General features: G+C 71.7%; 10 protein-coding genes, 1 tRNA gene, 1 other RNA gene and 1 pseudogene. 4 read left to right on the forward strand and 9 right to left on the reverse strand.

Features of this window, described 5'->3' with window-relative positions; all coding sequences use genetic code 11:
• Positions 1–154: 154 nt before the first annotated feature.
• The 4 genes from ABZT03_RS00210 to ffs all read right to left on the reverse strand — a co-directional run bounded on the left by ABZT03_RS00210 (position 155) and on the right by ffs (position 6251).
• Entirely contained in the window at positions 155–1984 is a 1830-nt protein-coding gene (locus ABZT03_RS00210; protein WP_356031934.1) for a hypothetical protein, read from the reverse strand.
• Between the two features lie 300 nt (positions 1985–2284).
• Positions 2285–3550 (reverse strand): phosphoribosylamine--glycine ligase, encoded by a 1266-nt coding sequence (purD, locus tag ABZT03_RS00215; RefSeq protein WP_356031356.1) that lies wholly within the window; start codon positions 3548–3550, stop codon positions 2285–2287.
• Positions 3551–3685: 135 nt separating this feature from the next.
• Positions 3686–6094, reverse strand: coding sequence for a DNA polymerase III subunit gamma and tau (locus tag ABZT03_RS00220; protein ID WP_356031359.1), 2409 nt, complete (start codon positions 6092–6094; stop codon positions 3686–3688).
• A gap of 62 nt (positions 6095–6156) precedes the next feature.
• Positions 6157–6251: signal recognition particle sRNA small type (gene ffs / locus ABZT03_RS00225), an RNA gene on the reverse strand.
• A gap of 72 nt (positions 6252–6323) precedes the next feature.
• Here ffs and ABZT03_RS00230 point away from each other — a divergent pair.
• A tRNA-Ser gene (locus ABZT03_RS00230) sits at positions 6324–6411 on the forward strand.
• Between the two features lie 79 nt (positions 6412–6490).
• On the opposite strand, the pseudogene ABZT03_RS00235 reads toward ABZT03_RS00230, so the two are convergent.
• Positions 6491–7515 (reverse strand): annotated as a pseudogene (locus ABZT03_RS00235) (tyrosine-type recombinase/integrase); the annotation flags it as partial.
• Positions 7516–7941: 426 nt separating this feature from the next.
• Here ABZT03_RS00235 and ABZT03_RS00240 point away from each other — a divergent pair.
• Positions 7942–8235, forward strand: a complete 294-nt coding sequence (locus tag ABZT03_RS00240) for a hypothetical protein (RefSeq protein ID WP_356031361.1) — start codon at positions 7942–7944, stop codon at positions 8233–8235.
• A 321-nt stretch (positions 8236–8556) separates the two neighbouring features.
• Here the strand turns inward: ABZT03_RS00240 and ABZT03_RS00245 are convergent, their stop codons facing one another.
• The gene (locus ABZT03_RS00245; protein WP_356031364.1) at positions 8557–9018 is read right to left on the reverse strand and encodes a hypothetical protein; all 462 of its coding nucleotides are present in this window, start codon (positions 9016–9018) and stop codon (positions 8557–8559) included.
• Positions 9019–9481: 463 nt separating this feature from the next.
• Between ABZT03_RS00245 and ABZT03_RS00250 the strand changes: the two genes are divergently transcribed.
• Positions 9482–9781 (forward strand): hypothetical protein, encoded by a 300-nt coding sequence (locus ABZT03_RS00250; RefSeq protein WP_356031367.1) that lies wholly within the window; start codon positions 9482–9484, stop codon positions 9779–9781.
• A 415-nt stretch (positions 9782–10196) separates the two neighbouring features.
• On the opposite strand, the gene ABZT03_RS00255 is transcribed toward ABZT03_RS00250, so the two are convergent.
• Both ABZT03_RS00255 and ABZT03_RS00260 read right to left on the reverse strand, forming a co-directional pair.
• The gene (locus ABZT03_RS00255) at positions 10197–10391 is read right to left on the reverse strand and encodes a hypothetical protein (RefSeq protein WP_356031369.1); all 195 of its coding nucleotides are present in this window, start codon (positions 10389–10391) and stop codon (positions 10197–10199) included.
• 457 nt (positions 10392–10848) lie between these two features.
• On the reverse strand, positions 10849–11319 hold the full coding sequence (locus ABZT03_RS00260; protein ID WP_356031372.1) for a VOC family protein: 471 nt from the start codon (positions 11317–11319) through the stop codon (positions 10849–10851).
• 316 nt (positions 11320–11635) lie between these two features.
• Here ABZT03_RS00260 and ABZT03_RS00265 point away from each other — a divergent pair, with 316 nt between their 5' ends.
• A complete protein-coding gene (locus ABZT03_RS00265; RefSeq protein WP_356031937.1) occupies positions 11636–12502 on the forward strand; it encodes a DUF72 domain-containing protein in 867 nt (288 codons plus the stop codon).
• A gap of 23 nt (positions 12503–12525) precedes the next feature.
• On the opposite strand, the gene ABZT03_RS00270 is transcribed toward ABZT03_RS00265, so the two are convergent.
• Complete coding sequence (locus ABZT03_RS00270) at positions 12526–14427, reverse strand: copper resistance protein CopC (protein ID WP_356031939.1); 1902 nt, start codon at positions 14425–14427, stop codon at positions 12526–12528.
• Positions 14428–14609: the final 182 nt, after the last annotated feature.

Consider the following 14609-nt stretch of genomic DNA (forward strand, 5'->3'; position numbering starts at 1 on the left):
GCAGGGACGGGACGGTCACCTGGCCTAGTCCCCTGCCATGTGCGCGAACGGTCCCAGCACATCACATGCCGCACGCAGGCGGTCACTATTCGTCGCGAATTGGCCGAAAGTGGAATCGGCTCCTCCGGTACGGCGGTCCCGTCGGCACCCGACGTCAGACGAGTCGTACCGGTTTCTCCGGACGTATCCCCGACTCGATCAGCCACGCCTGGAGCGGGGCCGGATCGCCGTCCTCGACGAGGCTGAGGACGCGCGGGGTCAGGTCGACCGCCCGTTCGCCGTTGATGAGGAGGGAGGGGCCGTCGAGCCAGTCGAGGCCCGGCATCGCCCCGGCCGTGTCCATGGCGGCGCAGCACACCATCGCGGTGACGTGGTCGGCGAGCAGCTCCCGGGCCGTGCGGGGCGGCTGGAGCGGGAACAGGGGCAGGGCGCCGACATCCCACAGCGCGGTGTCGGGGACCTGACCGGCCGCCCCCGCCGACGTGCCCGGGTCCGCCGGAGCGGCCGCCTCCTCGCGGGCGAGCTCCGCGGTGAGACCGGCGGCGAGGGCGGAGCTGCGTTCGTTTCCGCAGGCCGTGTCGTCCTCGTCGTCCCGGCCCATGGCCTCGTAGGCGACGGGGACGCGGGACCGGGCGGGCTGCGGGCCGTCCGGTGCGGGGGTGGCTCCGGCGGGGGGTGCGTGGTCCGCACCGAGGTCCGGCGGCGCCGCGAGATGGTCGAGAACGCGGGCCAGAGTGGGGCCGACGGGGTTGGGTGCGGCGGGGCCGGGGCTGCGGCGGACACCCAGGGTGTCGAGGACCCGGTGGAGCCGGGCCGCGTCGACACGCCACTTCCGGTCGACCACCTCGTCGGGATACTCCTGCCAGTCCACCGGCGACCAGTCCGGACCGGTCTCGGCGGGGCCGCCGTGGAAGAGGCGGGCGGCCAGGAGCGAGGCGGCCTCGTCGATCGCGCCGGGCTCTTCGAGCAGGTCACAGGCGGGGCGCTCGCCCAGCCGGGAGGTGAACCCCTCGGCCAGCCGGTCCCGGCGGGACAGCTCGGTGAGGGCCGCGACGACGCCCGCGTCGAGCCGGGCGGGCCAGCGGCCCATGCGCCAGGCGGGCAGCGCGACGCGGGTCAGCAGCCGGTCCCAGCCCGCGTACGCCAGCCCCACCTGCTCCTGGGCGACGATCCGCAGGCCGTAGTCCACGGCCTGGGCGCGCTCGGCGGCCGCGGCGGCGACCCCGCGCTCCATCTCGGCCGCGTGGACCCGGCAGCCGCGCAGCATCAGCCGGGCGACCCGGCCGACGCCGGCGAGGACCGCGCGGGAGAGGGGATCGCGTCCGGGCGCCGAGGCCACGGCCACGGCCGCGTCCAGCCCGCGTACGAAACGGCGGGCCGCGGCTATGTCCGGGTGCGCGGAGGGCCCCGTGCCGGCGACGACCGGGGCGAGGACCGCGCGCAGCTCACCGACGCGCATCCACCACAGGAACGGGGAGCCGATGACGAGGACGGGCGCGGCCACCGTGCGGCGCGGCCGGGGGGCGCCGAGGCCCCGGACACCCGCGATCTCGTCGCGGGCCTCGGTCGGGGGCGGGCCGTGGGCCGGGTGGGTGCGGTCCTCCAGCCAGCTGTCGCAGTCCGGGGTGAGGGCCAGGGCGGAGGGCGCGGGAACGTCCAGCCGGTCGGCGAGGTCGCGCACCATGCGGTACAGGTCGGGGGCGGACTCCTCGGCTATCTGGACCGTGGGGCTGACGGCGGGACGGGCGCGGGCCACGACCAGCGCCACCCCGGCCGCGGCGAGCAGCACGAGGACGGCGGCCCAGGCCATCACCCAGCGGGCGGTGTGCCAGCCCGGACCGACGAGATGACCGGTCCAGTCGCCGGCGAACAGCACCACGGCGACCGCCGCGGGCAGCAGCGCCACGGCCAGGGCCCGGCTGCGGACACGCAGCACGGCCAGTGCCCGCGCCCGCGCGGCCTGCGCCCCTGCCTCCACACCCATACCGGTCACGACCTGACCTCACCCCCTCCCTGCTGTCCTGGCTGCCTGGCCCTGCTGGGGTTGCTCACTCCCCCACTGTGGCACCGACGACTGACATCGCAATGCCGGTGGGCCAAGTGCCGGAACGCTTGCGCCGCACCATAGTTGGGGCCCCCGTCCCCGTCAGCCGTATAGGCCATCGGTCACTCGATGGAATGGCTTTGGGGAAAGGTGGATGACGGTGGGCAAAGACCAGGCCCCGAATCCGAAGACGGATCCGGGGCCCTCCGGGTTCATCGCGGGCCGGGTCCGGCCCCCGGTTCAGGGTCGTCGCAGGGCGTCCGCGGCGGCCTTCGCCGCGATGTCCGTACGGTGCTGGGAACCGTCGAGGCGGATACGGGTGACCGCGCGGTAGGCCCGCTCGCGGGCCTGGGTCAGGTCCTGGCCGCTCGCAGTGACGGACAGGACGCGGCCGCCTGCGCTGACCACGGCGCCGTCGTCGAGCCGGGTCCCCGCGTGCAGGACGTAGGCGTGCGGGGCGTCCTCGGCGGCCACCTCGTCGAGGCCGGTGATCGGGTCACCGGTGCGCGGGGTGCCGGGGTAGTTGTGCGAGGCGACGACGACGGTGACGGCCGCCTCGTCGCTCCAGCGCAGCGGCTCCAGGTCGGCGAGGGTGCCCGTCGCCGCGGCCAGCAGGACACCGGCGAGCGGGGTCCGGAGGCGGGCCAGCACGACCTGCGTCTCGGGGTCGCCGAAGCGGGCGTTGAACTCGATCACGCGGGTTCCGCGCGAGGTGATGGCGAGCCCGGCGTAGAGCAGGCCGGAGAACGGTGTGCCGCGGCGGCGCATCTCGTCGACGGTCGGCTGGAGGACGGTCTCCAGGACCTCCTCCACCAGCTTGGGCTCGGCCCAGGGCAGCGGGGAGTAGGCGCCCATGCCGCCGGTGTTCGGGCCCTCGTCGCCGTCGAGCGCGCGCTTGAAGTCCTGGGCGGGCTGGAGGGGCAGCACGGTCACGCCGTCGGTGACGGCGAAGAGGGACACCTCGGGGCCGTCGAGGAACTCCTCGATGACGACCCGCTCGCAGGCCGCCGCGTGCGCCTTGGCGGCTTCGAGGTCGTCGGTGACGACGACGCCCTTGCCGGCGGCGAGCCCGTCGTCCTTGACGACGTACGGCGCCCCGAAGGCGTCGAGGGCCTCGGCGGCCTCCTCCGGTGTGGTGCACACGTAGGACCGCGCGGTGGGGACACCGGCACCGGCCATCACGTCCTTCGCGAAGGCCTTCGAGCCCTCCAGCTGCGCGGCCTCCCCGGACGGGCCGAAGACGGGGATGCCCGCCTCGCGCACGGCGTCGGCGACCCCGGCGACGAGGGGTGCCTCCGGTCCGACGACGACGAGGTCGGCGCCGAGCCCGGTGGCCAGTGCCGCCACGGCGGTGCCGTCGAGGGCGTCGACCTGGTGCAGCTCGGCGACCTCGGCGATGCCGGCGTTGCCGGGCGCGCAGTGCAGCGCGGTGACATCGGGGTCGAGGGACAGGGAACGGCAGAGGGCGTGTTCGCGGGCGCCGGTACCGATGACAAGGACCTTCACGGGGGTCAGCCTAACGGGAGCGGGACCCCGCGGGTTTGTGCGGGCTTCCGAAGGAGCGAGAGGCGGGCGTTCGTGCGTTCCTCCGAGAGCGGGCGCGGGACCTGGTGGCCGCCGCTCTCCGCGAGGGCGCGCTCCCTACTCGTTGGTGAACTCCTCGACCACCGTGGCCCCCAGCTCCCGCACGAGGAGTTCACGGCCGGACAGTGCCGACTCGTTGAGGTCGGGGTCGTCGTCCTCGGGGATGTCGTCCTCGATGGAGACCGGGGGCGGGGACTGCGGCGGGCCGGCCTGGGGAGCGGGTCGGGGGGCGCCGGAGGACGACGCCGTGGGGGACCCCGGGCCGCCGGACGCGGACGGGCCGGACGCGGAGCGTTGCGCGGTCGTACCGCCGCCGCCGTACGAGCCGTACGACCCCGACGCACCGGTGCCGCCCGCGGCACCGCCGCCTCCGCCACCGTGGCCGCCGCTGAAGCCGGAGGGGCCGGAGGGGCCGGAGGGGCCGCCGCCGGTCGCCGCAGGTGCGGAGCCGCCGCCCGACGGGTCGACGATCGCCTCGATCTTCCACTGCACGCTGAACTGCTCGGCCAGCGCCTGCTTGAGCACCTCCTCGCTGCCGCTGCTCGCGAAGTTGTCGCGCGCGCCGGCGTTGACGAAACCGATCTGCAGCGTCGTCCCGTCGAAGCCGGTGACCTGCGCGTTCTGGCTGAGCAGGATCCAGGTGAAGCGGCGGCGGTTCTTGACGGTCTCCAGGATGTTGGGCCACAGCATCCGGGGATCGAGTCCACCGCTCGGCGGCGGGGAGACGGGGGCCGGGGCGGGAGCGGGCGCGGCGGCGGGCGTCGCGGCCACAGGTGCCGGCGCAGCGGCGGGCGTGGGCTGTGCGGCGGCGGGGTTTCCGCCACCGGCGGGGGAAGCCGTGGGCCAGCCACCGGTGCGGCGGGCGCCCCCGGTGGGTGCGGCGGTGGGCCAGGCACCGGGGGAGGCGGCCGGGGTGGGGGCTGCCGGGGTAGGGGCGGTCTGAGCGGGCTGGGCTGCGGGGGCCGGGGCCTGCTGGGACTGGGGCTGTCGGGGTTCCTGCTGCCCGTGGCCCGCGGAGGGACCGGCGGGGTGGTCGGCGGCGGGTGCCGCACCCATGCCGGGAGCGGCGGCCGTCGGCGGAGAGGGGGTGACCGGTGCGGGGGTGCCCGGCCCGGCAGCCGGTGTGCGCACCGCCGCGCGGGCGGCGGCAGCCCCACCACCGGGCGGAACGGGCGGAACGGGCGCGCCACTGTGCGCCTCGGGGCCGGGCACGTACCCCACCGGCGGCATGACGCCGGCACCCGCGCCACCGCCGGCTCCGGAAGCCACCCCCGCTCCCGCTCCTGCTCCCGCCTGCGCCGCGAAGTTCACGCCGCGTTCCAGGCGGTCGAGCCGGGCCATGACCGCCCGCTCGTCCCCGTAGGCGGCGGGCAGCATCACGCGCGCGCAGATGAGTTCGAGCTGGAGCCGGGGCGAGGTGGCGCCCCGCATCTCGGTGAGCCCCTCGTTGACCAGGTCGGCGGCGCGGCTCAGCTCGGCGGCGCCGAAGGTGCCAGCCTGGGCCTGCATGCGCTCGATGACGTCGGCGGGCGCGTCGATGAGGCCCTTCTCGGCCGCGTCGGGCACGGCGGCGAGGATCACCAGGTCCCGCAGCCGTTCGAGCAGGTCGGTGACGAAGCGACGGGGGTCGTTGCCGCCCTCGATGATCCGGTCGACGACCTCGAAGGCGGCGGCGCCGTCCCCCGTGGCGAAAGCCTCCACGACGGAGTCGAGGAGGGGCCCCTCGGTGTATCCGAGGAGGGAGGTCGCCATGGCGTATGTCACACCCTGCTCGCCGGCGCCGGCGAGCAGTTGGTCCATCACGGACATGGAGTCACGCACGGACCCGGCGCCCGACCGGACCACCAGGGGCAGCACACCTTCCTCGACGGGGATCTTCTCCCGCCCGCACACCTCGCCCAGGTACTCGCGCAGGGTGCTGGGCGGCACCAGCCGGAACGGGTAGTGGTGGGTCCGCGACCGGATGGTGCCGATGACCTTCTCGGGCTCGGTGGTGGCGAAGATGAACTTGAGGTGCTCCGGCGGCTCCTCGACGACCTTGAGCAGGGCGTTGAAGCCGGCCGACGTGACCATGTGGGCCTCGTCGATGATGTAGATCTTGTAGCGGCTGCCCGCGGGCCCGAAGAACGCCTTTTCCCGCAGGTCACGGGCGTCGTCCACACCACCGTGCGAAGCGGCGTCGATCTCGATGACGTCGATCGAACCCGGCCCGTTCCGCGCGAGGTCGCGGCAGGACTGGCACTCACCGCACGGCGTCGGCGTGGGCCCCTGCTCGCAGTTCAGGCAACGGGCCAGGATGCGCGCGCTCGTCGTCTTCCCGCAGCCGCGCGGACCACTGAACAGGTACGCGTGATTGACCCGGTTGTTCCGCAGCGCCTGCTGCAGCGGGTCGGTGACATGCTCCTGCCCGATGACCTCGGCGAACGACTCCGGGCGATAGCGGCGGTACAGCGCGAGAGACGACACGCATACGAGGTTATAGGCGCCCACTGACAACCAGCCCCGCCCGAGGAACCGGGCCCGCCTACGAAGGCGCCCCCCACGCACCCGCCAGAGCCGACCTACCCTTGCTGCCTTCCGGCCCTGGGGGAGTTCAGTCAGATAGCGCCGCGTGAGGGGCTGCGCACAGGCTACAGGATCTGAACGGGAGGAACGAGTTCGCGAGCACTCCTCAACGTCTTGTATTGTTTGCCGCGGAGGATTCGCCTAGTGGCCTAGGGCGCACGCTTGGAAAGCGTGTTGGGGGCAACCCCTCACGAGTTCGAATCTCGTATCCTCCGCCAGTGCCTCACCGGGCACGATGTCGAAGGGCCCCACCGTTCGCGGCGGGGCCCTTCGTCGTTGGCCGTCTCAGTTTCCGTCTCAGTTCGTGTTCGGGAGCTCCCAAAGAGCGTCGCCGACTTGCTGCGCGACCTTGCGGAGCATGGTCCCCGTCACATGCATGTACCGGGCGCGCATCCGGGCCGCTCCCCCAGGCTCCCAGGCTCCCAGGCCATGATCGAGTCGATCACGACGTCCGGGACGCCGAGGATCAGCAGGACGGTCGCGGCGGTGTGGCGAGCGTCATGGAGACGGCCGTCTCGTACGCCCGCGTCCCGCAGAAGCCGCTTCCAGGTGTGGAAGTCGGTGTTGGGGCTCAGCGGCCCGCCGACCGGCGAGGCGAAGACGTACCCCTTGCCCTCCCAGTCGACACCGGCCGCGATCCGCTGACGCTCCTGGGCTTCCTGGTGCTGGCGCAGAATCTTGATCAGCGGATCGGGCAGGCCGATGGTGCGCCGTCCGGCCCGGGACTTGGTCGACTTGTGCTCGCGACGGGTCTGCTCCCGCTTGGGGCAGTAGCCCGCCTTCCGACCACATGGGTTGGGGCCGCAGCCGTGCGCGTACTTGGGGCGCAGCCGGTTCTTACGGATCCGGACGTACCCGGCGGCGAGGTCAACGTCTTCCCAGTGCAGGCCGAGCGCTTCCCCCTGACGGAGACCGAGCGCCAGGGCGACGACCCAGCGCGCACTGTTGCGGAGCTTGGCCGCCTCGACGAGGAGGCTCCGCACCTCTTCGATCGTGTACGGCTCGATGTCCTCCTCTTCAAGGCGCGGAGCCTTGGCGATCTCGGCCGCATTGGTGGCGACGTGCCCGCGCCGGACGGCTTCACCGAGAGCGACCCGGATCGTCCGGTGGGCGTGGTGGGCGGTGCCGGCCGAGCTCCCGGACGCCTGCATCTTCCCGTAGAAGCGTTCGAGGTGCTCGGGCTCCAGGCGGTCGAGCTTGTGGGCGCCCAGGCCGGGGACGAGGTGGACGCGGACATCGACCTCGTAGCCGTCGTACGTGTTCTCGGAGACGTACGGCTTGGCGATGTTCTCGACCCAGTGCTCAAGCCAGGCTTGGAGCGTAGGACCGGTGGCCATGAGCCGATCACCGTATAGAGCGGCCAGCGGTCAAGACGATGCCTCCGGCGGGGCATCGGCCGGCACCGGGATGGAGGGGGGCGCGGCTCCCGACTGCGGGTCCGTAGTGGCGTGCGCGGGGAGCTCCCATCCCGTCCACCATCGACCCAGGCAAAGCCGAGCAGACGCGGCCCATGGCGTCCAGGTCGTTCGTACAATGGCGCGCTCCACCTGGACGCCATGAACCACGCCCGCTCCACGGTGTGTGCGTCGACGGCGGACGGGATGGAAGCGGGGGTGAGTGGTGGGTGATGAAGGCAGTCACGGTTTCGGCCGACCGCGCCTCGAGCCGAGCAAGTTGCTGGTTGACGTGCTGTCGTCCCTCGTGAGGAAATCACTCGCAAGTTCGGATCTTGGAGGGGGAACCACTTGATGCAGTGGTACGCGGCAGCGCAACTGTCGTCACCTAGCACGTACTTTCAGACAGCGGCTTTCTGCCTTGTCGTGGCGGTGACGCTCATTGCGGTTGGTCGTCATCAGCGCCGGACAGGGCGCAGCATCATAAATCCGGACAGGCCCGTACGCGTAGCCAATGCCCTGCTCCCCGAAGCGCCGCCCCGCAAGAGCAAGCGAGTGACGGGCCGGGTGTATCTCTTCGTTGGTTGGTTCCTGGTCTTGGGCGTGGTCATCAACCTGGTCAACGGCATCAGGGCAGCGCGCAGCTAGCCAGGACCGCGACTCAGTGGCGAACCCGAGCCACGCTCATGCCAAGGGGACTGTTGATGTCTGACACCAATGACTGACACCAACAGCGACGAACAGAGCCGGACCACGGCGGTTCCTCGTGACCACCACACCACCCAGGTGAGGGAGTTCTCTATGGGCTACGAGGTCCAGTGATCGACCTGATAAGGATGAGGCCGAACCCGAAACCTGCGGAATGCGATGCGCCGCCCTCGCTGACGGGCGGCGCATCGACAGCTCGAATGAGTGATTGAAACGCCCCGATCTCCGCTATTCAGGCCGAGGAGTCGACCCAATAGCAGCTCAGAACCCCGGGCTCACCCAGTGGGCCACGATTCCGGTTCGTCCGTCGCCACCGCTGCTGACGCCAGCGACGGCGGCGGCGGGCCCTTGGCGGTGCGCGTAGAGGGCCACTTGGTCCTGGGCAGCGAAGGTGTGCAGGAACGTCTGCCCGGCGGTGGACTGGAAGCCGAATCCCGCGGCTGACTGAATGCCGGACACCGCTTCACTGCCCTCAATGAGCACACCGTTCTTGTACAGCGCCGTGCGGATCAGCAGTACCCCGCCGTTCGAGGGCAGAGCGAAGTTCCCGTGGGCGTGGTACGCGATCTCCCAGACCCCGGCGTAGGGAATGGTGAGAGTCGGAACCTCGGAGATCTGCTCGTAGGCGCCGTCGGCACCGGCGAGGCTGTGGCTGAAGGCGAGTGGACCAGTCTGGACCCAGGAGCCGCCCTGCTGGGGCACGGCGGTGTTTGAGGTGGTCATACCTGTCACGCTAGGTCTGGCAGCAGCAGCCTCGACAGTGGAGCACTCGCACCTGTTGTCCATAAATTCGCGTTTACGGAAGAACCAGCCAGTCCGGCCGTGCATGGATTGGCGGGGTGAAGCCGACGACATGACGCGAACTGCATTCACTTGTGTGAGTGACCGGTAGATATTGCTTTGACACATGCAACACCAGCAAGCGAAATCTCCCGGAGTTGTTAGGTCGCTGAGACCAACAGCGCGTACAGCCGGGGTAGGTGGGCTGAATCCCCCGCGACCGCCATCACAACCAAGCAGGGGCGCGCCGGTCGCGTCCGCGTCAACAGGGGCCTCGGCAAGCACTGGCGATCAAGGGAATATCACCCGTCCGGGCGTTTCCCGATGGCAGCCGACACCGGGGCCGGGTGCGATGGGCCTAAGCAGCCGCGAAGCCGGAACTCACTCATCACCAAGGGAGACTGTCATGACCACGGTCGCAGAGCTTCAGCCGGACCCCAACAACGCGATTCGCATCCAAAGCTTCCGCGAGAGCAAGAACGGTGTGTACTACGACGGGATGGTCCGATCGGTCGAATGCGTGAACGGTGATCAGAACTTGTATGCGGTCAAGCTCTTCAGCCCGGCATACAACCGCGAGTCCACGTTCTACGTCCTCGGCAGCGACAGAGTCACGGAACCCAACAGGAACATGAGCGCAGCCAACGAAGAGGTAGACAGACAGCTCAAGTTCGATCGGGCGCAAAACGGGTGGACCTCGTCCTGAAGCCCGTAGCGCAAGGCTTGGCGCACTCGTGAGCTTCCCGAGGTGCTTGGCTGATCCACGGTCTCCTATGCCGCATCAGCCCACGTTCGCGCCCTTCGTTCAGCCGCCACCCCCAGGACACCCTCTGGTGCCGGCGCCACGGATGCGCTCCACGGAGCAGTGCCGGAAACCCGGCATCGGGCGCCATGTAGTGCCTTGGGGGTGGTTAGCAGGTCCCAGGCACATCGCTGGCTTGGGACAGCGGCGCTCGCAAGAGGCCGTGCCAGACGCGTGGCAGATCGTACGGGGAACCACGGGGAACACCGGGGAACCCAACGGCACGCCCACCAAGCCGCGACATGCTTCCGCCGCAGGTCAATCCACCAGAGCCCCCTTGATCACCTCAGCTTCCCAAGCTCAGGTCTCGTTGGCTTGCTCAGGGTGAGGGCGTGAAGCCGGCGGACAGGTCGAGGCAGACCGGGGAGCCAGGCTCTGTTGGGGTCCACCCCTCCTGAAGGGCCAGCTCGATGGCGTGGGCAACGTCGGAGGGCAGAACGGGCCTGGCGTCCCGCCCGAACCAGTTGCTCGGATGCGGCTGGTTGGTGGTGACCACGAGTGTCGCGCCCCGCACGTCTGCATGCTCAACCGCGAATGTGCACGGCATCCAGGCCAGCGCCTGAAAGTACGTCGGCCTACGTCGGAGCCGCCACCGGTAGGGCGTGCCGCCTACGACGATGGGCCGTGATCCCTTACGGCTCAGTGCCATGGCCCCTCCTCCACGGCAGCGATGCTAGCGAGTCCGGCTCCGTCGTCCGTCTCAATTTCCGTCTCATTCAGCACCGTTCACGGACGTGCAGGGGAGACCGGAGGCCGTCGGTGAGAGAGTGCTCAACCACCCGTGAACGCAGGTGAACGCCCCTGTATGCGAACCACCGCCCCACCCCCACAGTTGGAAAGCGTGTTGGGGGCAACCCCTCACGAGTTCGAATCTCGTATCCTCCGCCAGTGCCTCACCGGGCACGATGTCGAAGGGCCCCACCGTTCGCGGCGGGGCCCTTCGTCGTTGGGCGCGGGATCGCGGTGGTGGGTCAGGCCGGCGTGTCGGCGTTCTGGGTGGAGGCCGCGAAGGCCTCGGGGCCCTGCTCCACCGCGGCCGGGTCCATCCACATGACCTGCCAGCCGTGGCCGTCGAGGTCGAAGAAGCTGCGTGAGTACATGAAGCCGTAGTCCTCGGCGCCGTCCGCCTCGGAGCCGCCCGCCGCGAGTGCGGCGGCGCTGACCGCGTCGACCTCGTCGCGGGACGACACGCTGAAGCAGTACAGGGCCAGCGTGTGCGTGGTGGGATCGGCCATCGGCAGTTTCGAGAACTGCGCGAACTTCTCGTGGCTGAGCAGCATCACGAAGGCGTGCTCGCCGACCGGCATGCAGGCAGCGGTCTCGTCGGTGAACTTCGGGTTGAAACCGAACCCGAGACCGGCGAAGAACGCCTTGCTGCGCTCCAGGTCGGCGACGGGGATGTTCACGAACAGCATGCGGCCGGGGTGTGCGGGAGTCGTCATGGTGGGTCTCCAGTCGGCGTTCGATGGCGTACGTCCTGGTAGACCGGCGCGGTCGGCGGAACTCATCGGTGGGCTCCGCCGGCCGGGTACGCGTTCGACGCGTTCAACGCGTTGCTCCGGGCCCCCCGCCGAGCCGATGCCCCCCACGCGCGGGGTTGTGGCCGTTCCGGACGGCGGTGCTGAGGCCGCCCCACGCCTCGCCGACGACCTCCCGGTCGAAGGCGTCCGACTGCGCGCCGACCGCGGGAAGGGCCGAAGGCCGCCGGTGTCGTGAGCGCCTGTCTCGCCTGGGTAACCGCTGCGCATGGGTGACGTGTTGGGCGGGGTTCTGGTGGGGACGTGTTCGTGGACCGATCGGGCGCTGGTCGGGAGTGGGTGGTATCCGGCGGGGCGGCGGGACGCCGAGGGGCGGTTGCGGTACTACGCCGAGCGGTTCGGGGTGGTCGAGGTGGACGCGAGCTACTACGCCCTGCCGAGCGAGCGCAACAGCCGTCTGTGGGTGGAGCGGACGCCCGACGGGTTCGTGTTCGACGTGAAGGCCTTCTCGCTGCTCACCGGGCATCCGACCCGGGACGCCGCCGTCCCCGCCGGGCTGCCCGCCGACGCCGGTGACCCGGCGGTGCTGGACGAGGTGTGGGACCGGTTCCGCGCCGGGATCGAGCCGCTGCGTGCGGCCGGGCGGCTCGGGAGTGTGCTGTTCCAGTTCCCGCCGTGGTTCCGGCCGGGGACGCGGGCCGAGAAGTTCCTGGAGCAGTGCGCGGTCCGGACCGCCGGCTGGCCCGTCGCCGTGGAGTTCCGGCATCCGGACTGGTGGCGGGCGGAGCGGGCGGAGGCGACCGGTGCGCTGCTGTCCGGGTACGGGCTGGCCGCCGTCGCCGTCGACATGGCGCAGACGCTGCCCTCCTCCGTGCCGCCCGTCACCCCCGTCACCTCCCCCCGGCTGTCGGTCGTGCGGTTCCACGGGCGCAGCAGTGCCTGGGGCACCGGCAGCAAGGAGGACCGTTTCCGGCACGACTACCGGCCCGCCGAACTGCGGGAGTGGGTGCCGCGGGTGCGGGCCCTGGCCGAGCGGGTCGGACCCCGCGGGCAGGTGCACGTCCTGTTCAACAACTGCTGCGGGGACGCGGCCGTCAGGGCCGCCGAGACCATGGCCGGGCTGCTGTCCCCGGAGGAGACGTCCTAGGAGCGCCTTCCCGGCAACGGCCCTCAGCGCACGATCCGTACCGTCCGGGTCACGCTCACCTGGTCCAGGTCCGACACCCTGATCGTCGCCTTCATCGTCCAGTCGCCGGCGATGGGCAGGGTGAAGGCGTTCGCGGCCCAATAGCCGCCCTTGTCGGTCACCTTGGCGTCCAGGGGGCCGATCTGCTGGGCGGGGAGGGTGAAGGAGAGCCGGAGTTCGGGGACGGCCGCCAGGCCGTCGTCGGCGCCGAAGACCACCGCCTGCACCGAGTTGTCGCCGACCCGGCCCGGGTCGAGCGTGATCTGCACCTTGCCGTGGCCGCCGGGACCGCCGACGTCGAACGGGATCGTGGTGACGGACGCGGCGGGCATCCCTGTCGCGGGCGCGGTCTCGGCCGCCTCCGCCGCCGCGCGGCCGGGCAGTGTGCCGGTGAGCACGGTCGTGATCACCAACACCGCGACGCCTACCGCCACTTCGGCCAGGACGGAACGGCGCAGACCGCGGCGGTGCGCGTCCCCGCCCGCACCCCCGCCCGCTTCAGCACCCGTCTCCGCGGGCACGGGCGCCGGCTCCGTCTCCGGCTCCGTCGCCCTCTCCTTCACCGTCACCGACTTCCGCACCGGCCTCCGCGCCGAGGCAGTCGCCGACGCGGACACCGACGCGGACGCGGACGCCTGTTCCGGGACCCGCTCCCCCACCGCCTCCGACTGAGGCTCCGACCCGGACTCCGGCCCGGACTCCGACTCGGTCCCCGTCTCCGCAGCCACCAGCCGTGCCGTCCACCTCCGGGACCAGGCCGCCGCCGCCAACAGCAGGACGACCGCGGCGAGTTTGGCGGTCAGGAGACGGCCGTACGACGTGTCGGTGAACGCGTTCCAGGAGCCGAGGCCGCGCCAGGACTGGTAGACGCCGGTGACGACCAGGACGGCCACGGAGGTGAAGGCCAGCCGGGAGAAGCGGGTGACCATGGCGGCCGGAGCGGACGACGAGCGGTACAGCGTCGTCAGCAGGGCCGTGAGGCCGCCCAGCCAGACCGCCATCGCCAGCACGTGCAGGACCGCGGAGGTCAGGGCGACCGGTACCTGGATGCCCGCCGACGCGTGCTCCGCCGCAGCCCAGGTCAGGGCCAGGCACACGGCCAGGACGGCGCCCGCCGCCAGCAGCGGGCGGGGCGGGCGTTCCGCCTCGCGGTGCCGGGACAGCCGTACCAGGAAGAGGGCCGCCGGGGGCAGCAGCGCCAGGCGGGCGAGCAGGACCGTGCCCGGCCGGGTGGTGAGGGTGTGGCCGAGGGCGGAGACGTCGAAGGCGCTTCCCGGGCCGGTGCCCGTCTCGTACGGGGCGCGCAGCACCAGCAGGGCGAGGGTGGTGCCGAGCAGCGTCCACCAGCCCGCGACCAGGGGGGTGCGCAGGGGGCCCGGGTCCGGTGGGCGGCACAGTGCCACGAAGGCGGCGGTGCCGATGAGCAGGGCCGCGGCGAGGTAGGCCAGGTAGCGGGCGATGTTGTAGAGGCTGGTGGTGGCCGGGTCCTCGGACGGGCCCGTGTCGAGGACCGCCGCCGTGGGGGATGCCTTGCCGACGGAGAAGGTGAAGGCCCCGGACACCGGGTGGCTGTCCGCCGACACCACGCGCCACGCCACCACGTACGTGCCCTGGGGAAGTTTCGTGGGCAGGCGCACGCCTGCGGTGTCGGCGCGGCCCTCCACGTGCCGCGCCTCGCCGATGCGCAGCCGCCGGTTGTCGGGGTCCAGGACGCGGAAGGAGTCGTCGAGCAGGCCGACGGACTCGGTGAAGGTCAGGGTGACCGAGCGGGGGGCCGACTTGAGTACGGTTCCGTCCCCGGGGTCCGTGCCGCGGAGGGCGGCGTGGGCCGACGCGGGCGCGGCGCCGCCGAGGACGAGCAAGACCAGCACGGCGCCCAGCAGCACCACCCCTTGGAGTCCGCGTCGTCCCCGGCTCTCTCTCCGGGCATCGTCCCGTCCCTCGATCCGCCGTCGCTGCACGTCGCTTTCCCGTCTTCGGCTCGCCTCTGAGGAATACGTACGGACGGTGGCCCTCCGCTGCTCACCCGGTCCGGCACGGCCGGACGAAACCCGCCCCGCCCCGGCCA

The organism is Streptomyces sp. NPDC005574 (assembly GCF_040605435.1).
Taxonomy (GTDB): domain Bacteria; phylum Actinomycetota; class Actinomycetes; order Streptomycetales; family Streptomycetaceae; genus Streptomyces.

Coding starts and splice junctions, on each gene's coding strand:
- ABZT03_RS00210 (WP_356031934.1), bottom strand. CDS start 1,984: ATGGGTGTGGAGGCAGGGGCGCAGGCCGCGCGGGCGCGGGCACTGGCC.
- ABZT03_RS00240 (WP_356031361.1), top strand. CDS start 7,942: ATGCAGTGGTACGCGGCAGCGCAACTGTCGTCACCTAGCACGTACTTT.
- ABZT03_RS00245 (WP_356031364.1), bottom strand. CDS start 9,018: ATGACCACCTCAAACACCGCCGTGCCCCAGCAGGGCGGCTCCTGGGTC.
- ABZT03_RS00250 (WP_356031367.1), top strand. CDS start 9,482: ATGACCACGGTCGCAGAGCTTCAGCCGGACCCCAACAACGCGATTCGC.
- ABZT03_RS00260 (WP_356031372.1), bottom strand. CDS start 11,319: ATGACGACTCCCGCACACCCCGGCCGCATGCTGTTCGTGAACATCCCC.